This window comes from Nostoc sp. C117, from assembly GCF_043099735.1.
In the GTDB taxonomy this organism is placed as follows: Bacteria; Cyanobacteriota; Cyanobacteriia; order Cyanobacteriales; family Nostocaceae; genus Nostoc.
Window position 1 is genome coordinate 4293380 of the sequence record NZ_CP170991.1, and the last position, 17171, is coordinate 4310550.

A 17171-nucleotide genomic window follows, 5' to 3' on the forward strand; every position below is an offset into this window, starting at 1 on the left:
CCATCCTATTGCAATCTTTGTTCCATACCGACATTACCCTGTAAACCGCCTGTGTGTAACAGCAGCAAACTTTTGCCTTTCTCAAAAAATCCCTGCTGTAATAAATCCATCACTCCGTAAAACATTTTTGCGGTATATACGTAATCAAGGGGTACGCCATACGCCTCCCTGAACTGCTGGCTGAACATTAGCAACTCCTGATTCACCTTTGCATAGCCGCCGAAGTGGTAATCACAGATTAATTCCCAAGATGTGGGAGAACTATATGGAGTCGGTAAATCAGAGGCGAGGTAATTTGTCAAGAGAATTTCGATTTCCTGTGCCAGAAAAGATCCATTTTTCAATACAGGAAAACCGATCGCTTTTTGTCCTTGATGCAACGAAAGCGCAATCCCAGCCAGTGTTGTAGCCGTACCGCAAGCTACACATACATAATTAAAGGCGATTGCTTCACTAATGATTTCTGTGCAACCGCGCACACCGTTTAAATTATTACCGCCTTCAGGAATGATGAATACCTCACCGAAACGTTGTCGCAGAGAGTCATGTAGCGCTGCTGTGTTGCGTTGTCGATACGTTTGGCGATCGAGGTAGACAAGCTGCATACCTTGCTGTACAGCAAAACTCAGCGTGGGATTTAGCGGTAGTTTTTCTTCCCCACGAATTACGCCGATGCAATGGAATCCAAAAAGATTACTGGCTGCTGCGGTTGCATAAATGTGGTTGGAATAAGCGCCGCCAAAAGTAAGCAGCTTCGTGAAATTTTTCTCCTTCGCCTCCAAAAGATTGTACTTTAACTTATACCATTTGTTGCCATTAACCCACGGATGCATAACATCAAGGCGTAGCACAGATAAATTAACACCAGCCTCACGGGCAATTTTGCTGTTGATTTGTTGTACAAATGGAGGAATAAGTATTAACGACATCAGGCAAAATAATTCGTAATTCGTAATTGAATTAGAGAATTTAATACGGTTCAGTTACAGCTATTTTCAGGTAAATAAACTACATCTATTGTAGGGGCACAGCACTGCTGTGCCCTTATATCTGTGCTGTATTTTTATGTAATTACGAATTACGAATTAGTAATTATTTTTTTCGGTTGGCTAAGACTGCGGAAATAAATACCTCCCACGGTTATCCAAAAAAGCAGATACCCGATCGCTTGAACGAAATACAGTTTTTGGGTATAGCCAAATAAAGTTTTCAGCAAAATACCGGGAAACTGTCGGTCAGGTAAGATATTTGAGAAATCCCAAATTTGGGGGCCTAAAAGACAAGATGTATTTCCTTGTCCGCAAATACCCAAAACTTCAGGGTTGATTTGGCTAAAAGCGATCGCCGCTGCATCAAGATGGCGAAGTGCAGAAATTACTAACCCAGAGACAATCAGCAGCAAAAAAACGCCCATCACTTGGAAAAACTGGCTCAAGTTGATCCGAATACTCCATTTAAACAGCAGCATCCCGATCGCAACTGCTACAGCCAGTCCTGCAATTGCTCCCAAGACGGGGGTTACACCTTCTTGAAACTTAGCGACGATAAACAAAGCTGTTTCTAAACCTTCCCGAAACACGGCAATAAAAATTAAGCTGAAAATCGCCCAACCTGCGCTATTGTCTTCACTCAAAGCACTTTTCACAGAACCTTCAATTTCCGCCTTAAGAAATCGTGCTTGTCGCGTCATCCAAATTAGCATCCAACTGAGCATAGCGATCGCAATTACACCCAATCCCACCTCAAACAATTGCTTGAACACAGGTGCATACAGCTGCTCAGATGTCTGCAATCCCCGTAGACTGAGATTAATTAGTAAACCAACTACAAAACTCGCTAATATCCCGCTGACAACTCCCAAGTAAACCCAACGGTGCAATTTTTGTTGTTGAGCTTGCTGTAAACAGGCAAACACAATTCCCACAACTAAAGCAGCTTCGACGCCTTCTCGCAGGGTAATAAAAAACGTAGGTAATGCGGCACTCCAATTCATAATAAATTAAATTGCTTTAGTGGCAAATATTTGTTGTATTTTGACTGTAACAGCTTCTTTACTTTTACCTAAAATGGATTTTAGCGTTGCTGAATTTGAATATGAAATTCAAAAATTAACTCTTTTCAACTCTTACTCTCTGCGACTCTGCGACTCTGCGTGAACTAAATTCATATTCTCAATCAGCAACACCCGGATTTTTATTTACTCTAAAACTTGTCGTAATTCCTCAACAGTATTTGAAGTTTTGATAGCCTGTTGAATCGCTTTTAATCGCTGTAAATCATGAATTTGCGAGATAATCGGCATTAGTTCTAAACCAGGAGTGCCAAATTTAATCTCCAACGCCAATTCAATACCAGCTTGCAATCCGCGTTCCTCACCGCGTTCCTCACCGCGTTTCTCGCCCTCGCGTAAAATTTCTTGATACCAAGGTGATTCCTGTAACACAGCCATATCCCACCTCATGATTTCCTGAACTAACTTGCTGTCTAGTACAAAAGTAGCAAAAAAAGCTAAAACTGTTTCCAGTTGATTTAATTGTTCATCAGCACGCAAAATTTTTAATGCTTCTCGAATTGTCGATTCGTTTTCACCACCTTTCAGTATTGGTACAAACGGCAGTAATGAAGGTAATGGTTGTTGAAAGGCGATATTCACATCAACTTCCCAGAGGTTAATCACGCGATAGTCTTGACGTGCTTCCAACCCTCCGATACTCGATCTGTATGTTGATGGTATTTCTGTGTTACTTAATTTGAGAATATTGATTAATACCGGATATATCGGTAAATTATATTTTTCTTCTGCAAGTCCAGTATATGCACGTATTCGGCGTGGCATTTGTGGTTAATAGCGTAATTGTAATTCGTTGAGAACAAGAAATTCTCCTTCTTGAGGACTTGCGACGCGGATTAAAACATCACTTTCTCTACTTATCCATTGAAATTCTGAGTTGACGATTGCGATCGCTCTTACATCAGGAATATCCGTCACCCATTTTACCCAGTTGTCGGGTGCGAGGCTAATTAATTTTTTGGTGCTGACATCTGCCGGCTTCGCCATACAACAATTCTAGTTGAAAACAAGACCATAATACAGGCTAACTTTTCGTCTAGAATCCAAGCTTATTTACTCAGCAAAGTAGAGTTAACAGATCGTAGTCCGTCAACTCAACTTTGCTTGTACGTAGTAAACACTTCAGTGCTTTCAACAAGGACTAAAGTCCTTACTACAAACTCATTTGTTTACTGCCAAACATAGATTAGGATAAACAAAATAATCCAAATGACATCGACGAAATGCCAAAACAGTGAGGTGGCATTAACGCCGAAGTGGCCTGTGTCGTAGTTGCCAGGAAGGAAAGAACGTACTAAAATTATTGACTGCAATAGAATGCCGGTGAAAACGTGCAAACCGTGGAAGCCTGTCAGCAGATAAAATGTACTTCCAAATACGCCTGAGGTGAAGCCAAAGGCGAGGCCATTCCATTCGATCGCCTGTCCAACCAAAAAGTAGCTTCCCATCGCCATTGTTGCCAAAAGATACAGGCGAAATCCCATCAAGTTGTGGCGTTGCAGGGCGCGTTCTGCTAAGTAAATCACAAAACTACTGGCGACAAGAATGACTGTATTGATTGCCGGTTCTTTAATTTCTAGTCCAGAAACACCAGCAGGTAGCCAGTTAGGAGTTGTTGTTTTGTAGATTGCATATCCGGCGAAAAAACTCAAGAAAATGACGCTTTCAGACAGTAGGAAGACAATGAAGCCAAACATTTTGTTGCCTTCTTCGTCATGGCTATGTTCTGCGCTTGTGTGCTGCAATTCATCTGAATTGATATAACTATCCATTAGTGGAATTTGCTTTTAGCTTGAGGGGTAAATTTAAAATCCAAAAGAGAAGCAGCGCGTTGCGCTATGGTGTACACACAAGTCTTTTAAGCTGAATCTTTGTTGCATCAACTCGCACCTTTGATGCATCAGCTTGCACCTTTGATGCATCGGCTTGCACCTTTGTTGCATTGGCTTGCACCTTTGATGCATCGGCTTGCACCTTTAATGCATCAGCTTGCACCTTTGATGTATCGGCTTGCAAAAATTAACTTACTGTACGTTACGCAGTAACTTTAAAAGATTTGTGTGTACACGGTAGGATACTCTGAGTTATTCTGGGAGGTTGGCTGTTAACGGTTCAGATTTGCCGTAGCCGTAGGGTTCAGAGATGATGATGGGAGTTTCTTCAAAGTTTTCTACTGGGGGTGGTGAAGAAACTAACCACTCTAATCCAATGGCGCGCCAAGGGTTGGCGGGTGCTTTTTCGCCTTGCATCCAAGAAATCACCATGTTGAAAATGAAGGGCAAGGTGGACATTCCTAAGAGAAATCCGCCAAGACTAGCAATGACATTCCAGAATTGATACTCTGGGGCGTAGGAAGCAACGCGGCGTACCATCCCTTGCAATCCTAAGGGATGCATGGGCAAAAAGTTGAGGTTAGTACCGATGAAAGTTAACCAAAAGTGGATTTTACCCCAGTTTTCAGAGTACATCCGCCCGGTCATTTTGGGGAACCAGTGATAGATGGCAGCATACAAGCCCATTGTCACTGTGCCGTAAAGGACATAATGGAAGTGTCCCACCACAAAGTAGGTATTGTTAACGTGGACATCAACTGGCACTGAGGAAAGCATGATGCCTGTGATGCCGGCGAAAACAAACATGATCAATCCGCCTAAAGCGAATAACATCGGGGTATTCAGCCGCAGCTTACCGCCCCAGATGGTTGCCACCCAAGCAAACACTTTAATACCTGTGGGGACTGACACAAACATTGTTGTCAGCATGAAAATCAACCGCATCCAGCCAGGGGTACCACTAACATACATGTGGTGTACCCAAACAATACCGCTAACTACAGCAATCAAGATCGATGAAACGGCAACTACTTTGTAACCAAATAAGGGTTTACGTGAATAAACAGGGAATATTTCCGAGAAGATGCCGAAGATGGGCAAAATAATCACGTAAACCGCAGGGTGGGAGTAGAACCAGAAGTAATGTTGGAACATCACTGGATTTCCACCCCTAGCAGGATCGAAAAACGCGGTGCCAACTGTGAGATCGAGTAGCAGCATCACGGCACCTGCTGTCAATGCAGGTAGTCCGAAGAGTTGGATAATTTGGGCGCTAAATACTGCCCAAACAAACAAAGGCATTCTAAAGAAGCCCATTCCTGGCGCGCGCATCTTCACGATGGTGGTGACAAAGTTAACTGCCCCCATAATTGAGGATACGCCAGATATTGCCACTGCTAGCAGCCAGAGAACTTGACCATTAATTAAGTTACCTGTGGGGTTTTGAAGACTCACCGGAGGGTAAGCCCACCAGCCGGCTTGGGCTGGGCCACCAGGAATAAAGAAACTGCTCATTAGCAGAATTCCCACTACTGGCACCATCCAAAAGGCAACGGCGTTAAGGCGGGGAAATGCCATATCTCGCGCCCCAATCATTAGGGGGACTAGATAGTTAGCAAAACCAACCAGTGAGGGAAATGTCCACAAAAACAGCATCACCGTGCCGTGCATGGTAAACATACCATTGTAGACAGTGCGATCGACTAGATCTGAGTCGGGTGTAATCAGTTCTCCCCGAATCACCATCGCAAATATACCGCCGATGAGAAAGAACAAAAAGGAGGTAACGAGATACTGGATACCAATAACTTTATGATCGGTGCTAAAGCTGAAGTATGTCTTCCAGTTTCCGGTGGGTTCGTGGTGAGAACTGGGGATACTAATGCCGTCAATAGGGATATTTGTCATTGTTTAGAAAAAGGGGAAAGGGGAATGGGGAATGGGGAATGGGGAAAACTTTAGTTATGGGTAAAGAATTGTTTTGAGAGGCTAAACCCGAAAAATAAAGCGTCCTTAATCCCGCTATTTGCATGTGAGAGTTCACCCAGGAGAATTGACTAGAGGAGGCGCAGCGGGTGCAACTGTAGCCCAACCAGTTTGAACTGATTGATGGGATGTTTGGGCATATTCAGAAGCAGCTTGGTTTTTGGCTGCTGATGGCTTTTGGGTTGCAGCTTGAGACAGCCATTGGTGATAATCTTCAGGAGATTCAACAACCACATCAGCCTGCATCGTTGCAAAATACGTGCCGCTGTATTGGGAATCGGTCAATCGGTATTGGCCGGGGCGGATGGGAGTAAATTCAAAATCAATATTGTGGTTGGGAATAATGTCCTGCTTGAGGCGGAACGCAGGAATGTAAAAGCCGTGGAGAACGTCTTCTGAGTGTAAGGCTAAACGGACTCGGCGATCGCTCGGTAAATGCAGTTCGGTACTAGTGACATCTGTCTCCGGGTAATGGAATACCCACGCCCATTGTTTGGCTAGTACGTCAATTTTCTCGACGGGTTCAACCAAAGCGTCATTCGGTGCTGCATAAGCCGATTCCATTCCCAAAGGATTATGCAGGTGAACTAGTTCGGCTGGGCCTTGAATTCCCATTTTTTCGTAGACTTGGTAGCTGTAACCCGCAATCCAAAACACTAACAGAATTGGGATTGCTGTCCAGACAACTTCTAAGGTGATATTACCTTCAATGGCGGGGCCATCGCTAAAATCATCTTTAACCGCCCGATGGAAGACCACCGAATACATTAAAGTACTCGTTACTCCCAAAAAGATAAAGCTACCAAGGGTTACCAAGAAACTAATCAAATCATCAATTAGTTGGGATTCGGCCGCTGCTTGTGGAGGAAGCCAAAAGTAAGCCTGCTTGCCGATCCAGAGACTAGTAGCAGTCACCGCGATCGCGCCTGTAAGCAGCGTCAAAATATTTAAAATCTTCTGGATTTTCATGATCGAGGGTCATTAAGTATTGGGCATTAGGCATTGAGCAATAGCTTGTAAGCCTAAAAGTATTCATGTGGAGACGCGATTCATCGCGTCTGAAAGACTTATTTGAGTGTTGTATTCAGGTCTTGGCCTAGTCGCAGTAATCTATCTGCTGTATTGTGTATGCCAAACTCGGCGGCCATTTGCGCCCCTAGTGTGCCGTGGATGTACATAATCAACATGACTGCTACCCCTGCGAACAGATAACTCCATTGCACTTCTCTATCTGTCTGTTTATATTCTTGTTTGCTCCAAACGAAGCGCTGCCATCCTCTCCAGATGGTGAGAACAACAATCACAGCTAATAAGAAAACACCACCAACACCATGCCAGAGCATCGTTTCCATTGCCTCCAATCCCCAGGCACTTTTCATATCAGCTGGTGGTGTTGCCAACAGCATTTCGTAAAAGCCTGCTGCCACTGTGAAAAATGTAATGATGCTGGAGGCTAACATGTTGTACCAGCCAACTTCAAAGAAGTTGTTACGTTCCACAGTAATGGCCAAGAATTTAAAGACCCATTTTTGGAAGGGAAACAAAACACCAACGATATCAAAGGTCATGCCAATGATGAATAAACCCAGTGTCAGATGGACTAAATTGGGATGAATCGGAATGGTGTAAGGTAATCCGTTTGCGCCTAGTTGTACGTTCAATTGGTCAATTAGTTCTGAATTCATGGCAACAAACCATCCTTTACTGCTTCTACAACTGGCACTGTATGCAATCCATATACCCAAACAAGTTCATCTCCAAGATATACTTGCAAGCCAACTATTAGGGTCAAAATTAGTCCGGCTCCCAAATAATAAATCGGCACTTTTTGCGGGTTGCGGGCACGAATGACATAGCGCCAAGCTGTAGTCGCCGCGATGATTCCTGAAAGTGACCAACCAATCAACGTATGCAAACTCAGCACTGATTTAGCTTCGCTATAAGGCTGTGCTAAACCCGCTTCAAACTGACCAAAAATGATGGCGACGAAGATGGCGATGGTGGCGACAAACATATTCCACCAACTCACCTCAAAAAGACGAGTTTTCCCCGTAAAATAGCCAACTACATCACAGAAAAAGGAAAACAATACCATCGCAATTACGAAGTGGACAACGATGGGATGAATCGTATCTGGATAAGGCAAATTGTGGTCATTCAAAGATGTAAAATACTCAAACATTGTATCTCCTAGACATATTTACCGCATTTAGTTCGAGTTTCAAAAATTGGTGAATACTCACTAACATCACCACAAGTATCCATCGATAAATGACCGAAATCTGTTCAAAAGTTATCAATCTCCCTTTAAAAAATTGATAACTGTTAGTATTCACTGATTTAATATTTACGCGGTGCAATATGCTTAATCATCTCTTAGCTTTTTTTAGCTAAATATGGTGAACTTGCTTACAGTGAATAATTTTGATTTTGATTTTTTTCCTCATGCCAATAGCCTGGAACAGCAATTCTTAATGTAGATAAACAAAATCGCTGTGGTTTGTTGATTTGCTTAACCTATCCTTTAGCTTAAGTAAATTTTTATGAATTGTCAAAGCAATAAAAGTTAAACTTTTAACAGTTAGTTATTTAGCAAATGAACATTTTGAGAATGTATCGATTTTGGCAATATTAAAATAGTATTAAGTCAAAACAGAACATTTTGATGTCAAACATTCGACATTTAGGAATTATTTGATTGTAATGTAAATAACAGAAATCGGAATTTGGGTATGGGGACAAGGGAGACAAGGGGGACAAGGGAGACAAGGGAGACAAGGGAGACAAGGGAGACAAGGGAGACAAGGGAGACAAGGGGGACAAGGGAGACAAGGCGACAAGGGGACAAAGAGATAAACAAAACTCCTAACTTCTAACTCAGCACGGGCTAAACGCCCCGCTACCGCTAACAGCACTCAGCACTCTTTTGCTCTATGTCATTTAAAATTGTGGTAATTGGTACTTCATTAGGTGGATTATCAGCACTGAAAATCATTCTGGAAAGGTTACCGGCGAATTTTCTAGTGCCGATCGCGATCGTGCAACACCGTCACAAAGAGTCGAACAACACACTCCAGCAATTATTACAAGAATCGATTTCGTTACCGATTCGAGAAGTGGAAGACAAAGATGAAATACTACCAGGACATATCTACCTAGCTCCAGCAGATTATCACTTGCTTCTAGAACCAGGTCACTTTGCTCTCTCGACTGATGAGCCTGTTTCCTATGCTCGACCATCAATCGATGTCTTATTTGAGTCGGCAGCAGATATTTATGCCGAGCAAGTCATTGGTATAATATTGACAGGAGCCAATCACGATGGTATGGAAGGCTTAAAAAAAATAAAAGCGCGGGGAGGATTAACTATTGTACAGGAACCCGGCACAGCAGAGAGCTATATTATGCCAGAGGCAGCAATTTCTGCTGTTGCAGTAGACTGGATTTTAAACCTCTCAGACATCGCTTCCCAGTTGGTCAAGCTTTGTCAATAATTACGGAAATTAACCGATGCAGATGGAACCCAAAGTAAACATTCTCCTGGTAGATGATAAGCTGGAAAATTTACTAGCACTAGAGGCAATCCTAGAAAAATTGGGTGAGAATCTGGTAAGAGCCACCTCTGGAGAAGAAGCTTTGAGGTGTCTGCTGCATCAGGATTTTGCAGTTATTTTGCTAGATGTGCAAATGCCAGGGATGGATGGCTTTGAAACTGCTACCTTGATTCGCAATCGGGGGCGATCGCGTCACACCCCAATTATCTTTCTCACTGCCTTTAGCACCAGCGACCAAATGCTATTTAAAGGTTATGCCTTAGGTGCAGTTGATTATTTGCTCAAACCACTAGATCCGAATATCTTGACTTCTAAAGTCACAGTATTTGTAGAGCTATTTAAGAAAACAGAAGCTGTCAAGCGACAAGCAGCACAATTAGTAGCTGTGAACGCCGAACTCAGGCAAAGTGAAGAGAGATTGCGATCGCTCAGTACTTGCTCACCAGTTGGCATTTTTGAAATTGATACAGAAGGCGCTTGTAGGTACACCAATCCACGTTATCAGGCAATTTGTGGTTTGAAAGCGGCAGAGAGTATAGAAAAGAAATGGGTAGAATCAGTTCATCCTGAAGACCAAGAACGAGCAGTTACTAGTTGGTCTGTCTACATTAATGAAGGCCGCGACTACTCCGAAGAGTTTCGCTTTCAAACAACTCATGGTATTGTGCGCTGGGTTCAGGTTCGCTCATCACCGATGCTTTCTGGTCAAGGGGAATTACTTGGCTATGTAGGCACCCTCGAAGATATTACAGAACGCAAGCAAGCAGAAGAAGTCCGCGCTCAAGTGATTCGAGAACAGACAGCAAGACAGGAAGCAGAAGCCGCAAATCGCATGAAAGATGAGTTTCTTGCTGTTCTCTCTCACGAACTCCGCACACCCCTAACCTCAATGTTGGGCTGGTCAAAAATTCTCCGCACCAAGAAACTTGACGAAAAAGCCACTTCCCGCGCCCTGGAGGCCATTGAGCGCAACGCGATGTCTCAAATGCAACTAATTGAGGATATTTTGGATGTATCACGGATTATTCGCGGTCAGTTGCGGTTAAATGTATGTGCTGTAAATCTGATTGCGGTGATGGAGACAGCCCTAGAGGCAGTGCGTCCTCTGGCAGAACCAAAAGATATTCAATTAAATACTGTCCTAGATAATTCCGTAGGCTCAGTTTATGGCGATCCAGCTCGTTTACAGCAAATTGTTTGGAACCTACTAACTAATGCCATTAAGTTTACGCCTAAAGGTGGTAGGGTAGAAGTCAATCTGTCAATAATCACCGTTCAAGAACAACAAACAACTAACAAATACGCCCAAATTCAAGTTATTGATACAGGTATTGGCATTAGTAAAGAGTTTTTACCCAAAGTATTTGAGCGTTTCCGGCAAGCAGATAGCACAACAACGCGATCGCACAATGGATTAGGACTAGGATTAGCGATCGTCCGTCATTTAGTGGAACTGCACAAAGGTGCAATCTTTGCTGAAAGTCCAGGCACAGAAAAGGGGGCAACCTTTACTGTGAGGCTACCACTGCTACAAGACAATAGGGCTAATAAGGGGAATAGAGAACTAGCAGAAATTTCCTGCCCTATTGCCTCTACTCCCCTTACTGGATTAAGGATTTTAGTTGTAGATGATGAAGCAGATACCCGTAACTTTCTCAGTTTTATGTTTGAGGACTATGGGGCGTTTACCACTGCGGTGGGATCGGTAGATGAAGCCTTAGCAGTACTGGAACAAGCAAAACCAGATATCGTGATTAGCGACATCGGTATGTCAGAGCAAGATGGTTATACCCTGATTCGGAAACTCCGCTCTTTAGAACCAGAAAAAGGTGGATGCATTCCGGCGATCGCTCTAACAGCATACACGCGAGAAGAAGACCGCTTAGAAGCCCTTTCCGCAGGATTTCAGCAGCATTTATCTAAACCAATCGACCCCAATAAATTAATTGGTGCCGTTGCCAGTATATTAAAATTACCGCTGGAAGTTTCAGTTAGTTGAATTGGGCATTGGATATGATAGGGCGGTGGTGAAAATGACAAATGGCCAATGACAAATCAAGAAGAAGTTAGAGCATGTTTTTTGAGATCGTCTAGAGAAACCACTTCTAAAGCTCTAGGATGAGTTGCTGAGAGGATTACTGGTGGAGCAACACCAGCATCAAGAGCTTCTTGCCAGCGAGAGGCACACAAACACCAGCGATCGCCAGGTTTCAATCCAGGAAAATTAGATTCAGGGACAGGGGTACTCAGGTCATTGCCGCGTGATTTAGTAAACTCTAGGAATTCTGATGTTATTTCAGCACATATAACGTGTGACCCAAAATCCTGACCACCTGTCCGACAAAAGCCGTCGCGGTAAAATCCAGTTATGGGAGAAGTGCAACAAGCTTCTAGGTTTCCACCGATTACGTTTGATGAATTCATATTTCAATATTTTCTCACTAATGATTCCGAATTGCTATATCTCTTAATAGGGAGAGTCTTCTGAATTCTCACTCCTATTTCACTTTATATTAAAAAATAAATTGCGTTCTGAGACTAATTGTTATTTAGTTCCATTAATGAAATTTTTTCGTGGGAATAAAGCCATTTTTCAAAATTACTTTTACAGCGCGGCCATTCTTTGTCTGTCATTGCAAACCAATCGGTATCTCTGTTTTTTCCCCGAACAAACATATGTTGTCGGAAACGACCTTCATAAATAAATCCCATCCTTGCAGCCGTAGTTCGACTTGGATGGTTCAGGGAATCACATTTCCATTCAACTCGACGATATGAATGGCGATCGAAAAGATGTTGAAGTAGTAAAAACTGTGATTCTGTATTGACTTTACTTTTGTGGACTGCGGGAGTAAACCATACATGACCGATTTCAGCCCGACCATGATCTGGAGCGATCGCCATTAATGCTACAATGCCAACCTGAATATTTCTTGAGTTGTCAAAAACTGTCCAAGTAAGAGGATCGGATTTACCTGTTAGGTTTGTTTCCATCCATTCTTTCATTACAGAAGGAGTGTCAAATGGCCCATAAAATAGATAATTCCATACTGATTCTTTTTCAAAGCTGCCGTGTGAAGCTACATATAAAGCATCTATATCTCTTTCTGGAATCAGTGGACTAAGTGTTACAAATTCACCCTTAAGTTGAAGAACTTCGGGTGGCTGCCAAGTTCGATTTTGCATAATTTATTATTTCTCCGCCATCGCCTTGTCATGAAAAAATTCTAAATTCTTCCTCAAGAACGCTACACAAACTCCCTTGGGAGGATGTGAAGAGTCAATCAATCAGTATCCAATATATCAGGGAGTAAGCAACATCCCCTAGAAGGAGACTGACCCAATGAATTGGCAAGCAATTTTGCAACTTTTCCAAGAGACTTTTAAAGAATGGAGTGAGGATAAAGCCTCTCGGTTAGCGGCGGCGTTAGCTTATTACACGATTTTTTCGATTGCACCCTTGTTAATTATTGTAATTGCGATCGCTGGTGCAGTCTTTGGCGAGGAAGCGGCAAGGGGTCAAATCGTTGGACAAATCCAAGGTTTAGTCGGCAAAGGTGGCGCGGAATTTATCCAAACCGCCATTACAAATGCTAACAAACCACAAACAGGTGCGATGGCTTCGATTATTAGTATTGTCGTTTTGCTATTGGGTGCTACTGGTTTATTTACTGAGTTACAAGATTCCCTAAACACGATTTGGGAAGTGAAAGCAAAACCCGGACGCGGCATCAATAATATGATTCGCCTACGTTTTTTGTCATTTGCAATGGTCTTAGGGATTGGCTTTTTACTTTTAGTATCTCTGGTAATTAGTACCGCGTTAGCCGCATTATCAACTTATTTTAGTAATTTAATACCAGGTATTGATTTTGTCTGGCCAATTATTAATTTTATTCTTTCTTTTGCCATCACTACGTTTCTGTTCGGACTAATTTTTAAAGTCTTACCAGATGTCAAAATTGCTTGGAGTGATGTTTTAATTGGAGCTATTCTCACCTCATTTTTATTTTCCATCGGCAGGTTTTTATTAGGACAGTATTTAGGTAATGGCAGTTTTGGTTCAGCCTATGGCGCTGCTGGTTCATTGGTGGTAATCTTAGCCTGGGTTAACTATGCCGCGCAGATTCTTTTCTTTGGTGCCGAGTTTACCCAAGTTTATTCGAGAAGACATGGAAGCGGTATAACCCCTACTAAAAATGCCATACCTCTCAATAATAAAACTCCCAGTCATCAAGGGCAGAACGGCAATGGTTCGGAGCAAAAAAAGCAAAACAGCAACAATAAACAGCCATTTTCTCATCCAATGAATCGCCTAATCCGGCGTTTTCGGCAACCCAAGCGTTTGAAATCTCCAAGAAAATATTATGACTTTTAATTGCTTAAGGTTGAAGATTTATCTGCCGCTAACTGCTATCTAATTGATTAGACTAAACCTCTCCCATAAAGACCTACGGTGTACACACAAGTCGGAAATACTAGTCTGTCAAGGAATACTTGACAAGTAGATTATCTGTCTTGACGGCGATTTATCGCGTCTCTCTAACGTCGCAGTTTTTTAGACGCGATAAATCGCGTCTCTACATGAGGGCTTTCTGCCTCCTGCATTTATTCTCATCAAATAAGCTGCGATCGCTACCTATAATATGACAGTAGAGATTTTACTGTCATAATTTTGCATTCAGATTTAAATACTATAAAGAGAGAAAATTAGTGTTAATGAACAAATGGTTTTTTATCGATTGGCAAGCAATCTTTGTTCCTAGCATCAGTGTTATTGAATTAATTATACGGGGATCGCTGGTTTACTTAGCGCTGTTCTCAGTGCTACGTTTACTTCCTAGCCGGCAACTCGGAACATTAGGAATTACAGATTTACTTGTAGTTGTGCTATTTGCTGAAGCTGCCCAAAATGCTATGGCAAGTAATTATACATCAATTACCGAAGGTGCAATCCTAGTAGCAACTGTGATTTTTTGGAGCTACGTGCTGAACTGGTTGGGTTACAAGCTGCCACAGTTTCAACGTTTTATGAATCCGCCACCGCTTTTACTGATAAAAAATGGCCGGATGATTCAGCGCCATCTGCAACGAGAGTTAATTACAGATGAGGAATTGATGAGTAAGTTACGTCAGCAAGGTGTGGAATTTTTGGCTGATGTAAAGTTGGCATATATGGAGGCTGACGGCAGGATTAGTATCATCACTTCAGACTCAAAATCTAGTCCCATCGCTCAGCAAAAAGTAGAGCTAAAAAGCGATATAAATTAGACATGTGGCGAACTTAAATAGGATTAGGGACTGACAAATAAAAAAATATTCCACTGTTCACAGTCAACAGTCAACAATCAACATTGAATAACTACGTCTCTACAAGGGTTCTGAATAACGCATATTTAATTTTTGGAGATATCTTCTAATTAGAATGTAAAATATGACGGTTGTATTCTGTGCCAGACTGTGATTGAGCGTTATACTCTGCCCGAAATGGCTAATCTATGGAATGAAGCCTATAAGCTAAAAACTTGGCTGCAAGTAGAAATTGCTGTTTGTGAGGCTCAGGCGGAATTAGGTTATATTCCGTCTCAAGCTGTTGAAGAAATTAAGGCCAAGGCAGATTTTGATCCAAAGCGAGTGCTGGAAATTGAGGCTGAAGTACGCCACGATGTGATTGCTTTCTTGACAAATGTCAATGAATATGTAGGTGATGCCGGACGATATATTCACCTGGGTTTAACCAGTTCGGATGTACTCGATACAGCTTTAGCACTGCAATTAGTTGCTAGTTTGGATTTGTTATTGCAACGCCTGGAAGATTTGATTGATGCGATTCGCCAAAAAGCACGGGAACATCGTCATACAGTGATGGCTGGTCGATCGCATGGTATTCACGCCGAACCAATAACTTTTGGTTTTAAGCTAGCTGGGTGGTTAGCGGAAGTATTGCGACACCAAGAGCGTCTGATTATTCTCCGTCAAACCATTGCTGTCGGTAAAATGTCGGGTGCGGTGGGAACCTATGCCAATGTTGAACCGCGTGTAGAAGCGATCGCTTGCCAAAAACTCGGACTTAAACCCGATACAGCATCAACACAAGTTATTTCCCGCGATCGCCACGCTGACTACGTGCAGCAATTAGCTTTAGTCGCGGGATCAATCGAACGCTTTGCTGTCGAAATTCGCAATCTGCAAAAAACAGACATTCTCGAAGTTGAAGAATTCTTCGCTAAAGGTCAAAAAGGCTCTTCAGCAATGCCACACAAGCGCAACCCCATCCGTTCCGAACGGCTAACGGGAATGGCGCGACTTGTGAGAAGTCACGCTGGTGCAGCTTTAGAAAACATTGCTTTGTGGCATGAACGGGATATTTCCCATAGTTCTGTAGAACGGGTAATTTTGCCAGATGCTTGTACTTTAACCCACTTTATGCTGGTAGAAATCACCGACTTAGTGAAAAACCTCTTGGTTTATCCTGAGAATATGGAACGAAATCTCAATTGCTACGGTGGCGTTGTCTTCAGCCAAAAGGTGCTACTTGCCTTAATAGAAAAGGGATTGAAGCGTGAAGAAGCTTATGCGATCGTTCAAGAAAGCGCTCACACCGCTTGGAACAAGCCACAAGGCAATTTCCAGGACTTGATTAGCAAAGATCCCCGCGTTACCCAGAAGTTGTCTCCAGCAGAACTAGAAGTGTGTTTCGATCCCCAACAACATCTGAAACATTTAGAAGAGGTTTATCAACGATTGGGAATTTAACACTCTTTGGTAACTGGGCATTGGGCATGGGGTATGGGGCATTGTTAAAGAAGTGTGGGAGGAAACAGAAAATCTTTCCCTATTCCCAATTCCCCATTCCCTTTTGTAAATAGTGTCCCTCGCGGACGAAGTGCGTATTCAATAGAAGCACGCCTTGCCAAACTCCATATCGTGGCTTGGTTTGCAGTAACTACAGGAATATTTAAATCTGCCTCCAATTCCTCAATAACCTCAAATGTTCTCCATGCTGTACAGGGCAATACAACGGCATCTGCACCTATATGGGAAGCCTCCTTAATAAAAGCAGCTGCCTCATCTGGAGATTGGTGCCAAAAGTAATTCTTCTTCGCAACTTCTTTTGGGCGTTCGTCGCCTTTAAACGCTACTATTTCATAAGGCGTGTCATTCAAAAACATTTTTAGCGTTTCGTTGTTCCATTGTGGATAAGGAGTCACTACAGAAATCTTCTTTACCTTTAGAAATGCCAATGCTTCCAATAAGGCTAGAGAAGGCACAACAGTTGGTACACCAAGCACTTGCGTCAAACGTTGCTCTAATTGTTCCGCGAAAACTCGCCCACGATAAAAAGTTGCCGTTGTGAAGCCGTATGCTCCAAAATGCACTCTGGCTCGGGCTAATTTTTCCACTTCCTTAACTGCCTCTTCATTGATGTCATCCATTGATTCATGACTTTCATACGGATAGGAGCGTTTAGCGATTACGCGATGGGCATGAATGCTAATTTGACTAGAAAAAGCAGAGATAAAGTCAGGTTCAAACGTTGTGTTACCAGCAGGTACTAGCAAGCCAATACGGAAATCCCTATTGGAACAAGCCACTGAGTACATATTAAAAAGTTAAATAATTTTGTAATAGTATATTATCTGCGATCGCTCGCCGTTAGCTTCTCATCTAATAGAGATTTTCCTATAGACTGTAAATATTTTTAGATTGCTAAAGAATCTGAGTTTG

General features: G+C 42.5%; 16 protein-coding genes and 1 pseudogene. 5 read left to right on the top strand and 12 right to left on the bottom strand.

Features of this window, described 5'->3' with window-relative positions:
* Nucleotides 1-5: 5 nt before the first annotated feature.
* The 9 genes and pseudogenes from ACFG4S_RS18660 to ACFG4S_RS18700 all read right to left on the bottom strand — a co-directional run bounded on the left by ACFG4S_RS18660 (nt 6) and on the right by ACFG4S_RS18700 (nt 8071).
* A complete protein-coding gene (locus ACFG4S_RS18660; RefSeq protein ID WP_392530526.1) occupies nt 6-929 on the bottom strand; it encodes a 1-aminocyclopropane-1-carboxylate deaminase/D-cysteine desulfhydrase in 924 nt (307 codons plus the stop codon).
* A 149-nt stretch (nt 930-1078) separates the two neighbouring features.
* On the bottom strand, nt 1079-1993 hold the full coding sequence (locus ACFG4S_RS18665) for an FTR1 family protein (RefSeq protein ID WP_392530527.1): 915 nt from the start codon (nt 1991-1993) through the stop codon (nt 1079-1081).
* Between the two features lie 204 nt (nt 1994-2197).
* Nucleotides 2198-3058: pseudogene (locus ACFG4S_RS18670) on the bottom strand (Rpn family recombination-promoting nuclease/putative transposase).
* A 182-nt stretch (nt 3059-3240) separates the two neighbouring features.
* Entirely contained in the window at nt 3241-3843 is a 603-nt protein-coding gene (locus ACFG4S_RS18675) for a heme-copper oxidase subunit III (RefSeq protein WP_392530528.1), read from the bottom strand.
* 64 nt (nt 3844-3907) lie between these two features.
* Complete coding sequence (locus tag ACFG4S_RS18680) at nt 3908-4087, bottom strand: hypothetical protein (RefSeq protein ID WP_392530529.1); 180 nt, start codon at nt 4085-4087, stop codon at nt 3908-3910.
* Between the two features lie 68 nt (nt 4088-4155).
* Nucleotides 4156-5811: a cytochrome c oxidase subunit I gene (ctaD, locus tag ACFG4S_RS18685; protein ID WP_392530530.1), complete on the bottom strand. Its 1656-nt coding sequence runs from the start codon at nt 5809-5811 to the stop codon at nt 4156-4158.
* Between the two features lie 132 nt (nt 5812-5943).
* Complete coding sequence (locus ACFG4S_RS18690; RefSeq protein ID WP_392530531.1) at nt 5944-6858, bottom strand: cytochrome c oxidase subunit II; 915 nt, start codon at nt 6856-6858, stop codon at nt 5944-5946.
* Nucleotides 6859-6956: 98 nt separating this feature from the next.
* Nucleotides 6957-7574, bottom strand: coding sequence for a DUF2231 domain-containing protein (locus tag ACFG4S_RS18695; RefSeq protein WP_392530532.1), 618 nt, complete (start codon nt 7572-7574; stop codon nt 6957-6959).
* Entirely contained in the window at nt 7571-8071 is a 501-nt protein-coding gene (locus tag ACFG4S_RS18700; RefSeq protein WP_392530533.1) for a DUF2231 domain-containing protein, read from the bottom strand. The genes ACFG4S_RS18695 and ACFG4S_RS18700 overlap by 4 nt, the downstream gene beginning before the upstream one ends.
* A gap of 751 nt (nt 8072-8822) precedes the next feature.
* On the opposite strand from ACFG4S_RS18700, the gene ACFG4S_RS18705 reads away from it, so the two are divergent.
* Together ACFG4S_RS18705 and ACFG4S_RS18710 are read left to right on the top strand one after the other, a co-directional pair.
* Entirely contained in the window at nt 8823-9383 is a 561-nt protein-coding gene (locus tag ACFG4S_RS18705) for a chemotaxis protein CheB (protein WP_392530534.1), read from the top strand.
* Nucleotides 9384-9399: 16 nt separating this feature from the next.
* Nucleotides 9400-11442, top strand: coding sequence for a response regulator (locus tag ACFG4S_RS18710; RefSeq protein ID WP_392530535.1), 2043 nt, complete (start codon nt 9400-9402; stop codon nt 11440-11442).
* 56 nt (nt 11443-11498) lie between these two features.
* Here the strand turns inward: ACFG4S_RS18710 and ACFG4S_RS18715 are convergent, their stop codons facing one another.
* Complete coding sequence (locus ACFG4S_RS18715; protein WP_392530536.1) at nt 11499-11867, bottom strand: DUF2237 family protein; 369 nt, start codon at nt 11865-11867, stop codon at nt 11499-11501.
* Nucleotides 11868-11981: 114 nt separating this feature from the next.
* Nucleotides 11982-12629 carry a GNAT family N-acetyltransferase gene (locus tag ACFG4S_RS18720; protein ID WP_392530537.1) on the bottom strand — a complete coding sequence of 216 codons (648 nt, stop codon included), beginning with the start codon at nt 12627-12629 and terminating at the stop codon, nt 11982-11984.
* A gap of 157 nt (nt 12630-12786) precedes the next feature.
* On the opposite strand from ACFG4S_RS18720, the gene ACFG4S_RS18725 reads away from it, so the two are divergent.
* The 3 genes from ACFG4S_RS18725 to purB all read left to right on the top strand — a co-directional run bounded on the left by ACFG4S_RS18725 (nt 12787) and on the right by purB (nt 16199).
* Nucleotides 12787-13821 carry a YihY/virulence factor BrkB family protein gene (locus tag ACFG4S_RS18725; protein ID WP_392530538.1) on the top strand — a complete coding sequence of 345 codons (1035 nt, stop codon included), beginning with the start codon at nt 12787-12789 and terminating at the stop codon, nt 13819-13821.
* Between the two features lie 341 nt (nt 13822-14162).
* Nucleotides 14163-14714, top strand: a complete 552-nt coding sequence (locus tag ACFG4S_RS18730; protein WP_392530539.1) for a DUF421 domain-containing protein — start codon at nt 14163-14165, stop codon at nt 14712-14714.
* Nucleotides 14715-14903: 189 nt separating this feature from the next.
* Nucleotides 14904-16199, top strand: coding sequence for an adenylosuccinate lyase (purB, locus tag ACFG4S_RS18735; RefSeq protein WP_392530540.1), 1296 nt, complete (start codon nt 14904-14906; stop codon nt 16197-16199).
* Between the two features lie 44 nt (nt 16200-16243).
* Here the strand turns inward: purB and ACFG4S_RS18740 are convergent, their stop codons facing one another.
* Nucleotides 16244-17038 carry a hypothetical protein gene (locus tag ACFG4S_RS18740; RefSeq protein ID WP_392530541.1) on the bottom strand — a complete coding sequence of 265 codons (795 nt, stop codon included), beginning with the start codon at nt 17036-17038 and terminating at the stop codon, nt 16244-16246.
* Nucleotides 17039-17171: the final 133 nt, after the last annotated feature.

Coding starts and splice junctions, on each gene's coding strand:
- ACFG4S_RS18720 (WP_392530537.1), bottom strand. CDS start 12,629: ATGCAAAATCGAACTTGGCAGCCACCCGAAGTTCTTCAACTTAAGGGT.
- ACFG4S_RS18705 (WP_392530534.1), top strand. CDS start 8,823: ATGTCATTTAAAATTGTGGTAATTGGTACTTCATTAGGTGGATTATCA.
- ctaD (WP_392530530.1), bottom strand. CDS start 5,811: ATGACAAATATCCCTATTGACGGCATTAGTATCCCCAGTTCTCACCAC.
- ACFG4S_RS18660 (WP_392530526.1), bottom strand. CDS start 929: ATGTCGTTAATACTTATTCCTCCATTTGTACAACAAATCAACAGCAAA.
- ACFG4S_RS18715 (WP_392530536.1), bottom strand. CDS start 11,867: ATGAATTCATCAAACGTAATCGGTGGAAACCTAGAAGCTTGTTGCACT.
- ACFG4S_RS18710 (WP_392530535.1), top strand. CDS start 9,400: ATGCAGATGGAACCCAAAGTAAACATTCTCCTGGTAGATGATAAGCTG.
- ACFG4S_RS18675 (WP_392530528.1), bottom strand. CDS start 3,843: ATGGATAGTTATATCAATTCAGATGAATTGCAGCACACAAGCGCAGAA.
- ACFG4S_RS18665 (WP_392530527.1), bottom strand. CDS start 1,993: ATGAATTGGAGTGCCGCATTACCTACGTTTTTTATTACCCTGCGAGAA.
- ACFG4S_RS18690 (WP_392530531.1), bottom strand. CDS start 6,858: ATGAAAATCCAGAAGATTTTAAATATTTTGACGCTGCTTACAGGCGCG.
- ACFG4S_RS18695 (WP_392530532.1), bottom strand. CDS start 7,574: ATGAATTCAGAACTAATTGACCAATTGAACGTACAACTAGGCGCAAAC.
- ACFG4S_RS18725 (WP_392530538.1), top strand. CDS start 12,787: ATGAATTGGCAAGCAATTTTGCAACTTTTCCAAGAGACTTTTAAAGAA.
- ACFG4S_RS18700 (WP_392530533.1), bottom strand. CDS start 8,071: ATGTTTGAGTATTTTACATCTTTGAATGACCACAATTTGCCTTATCCA.
- ACFG4S_RS18730 (WP_392530539.1), top strand. CDS start 14,163: ATGAACAAATGGTTTTTTATCGATTGGCAAGCAATCTTTGTTCCTAGC.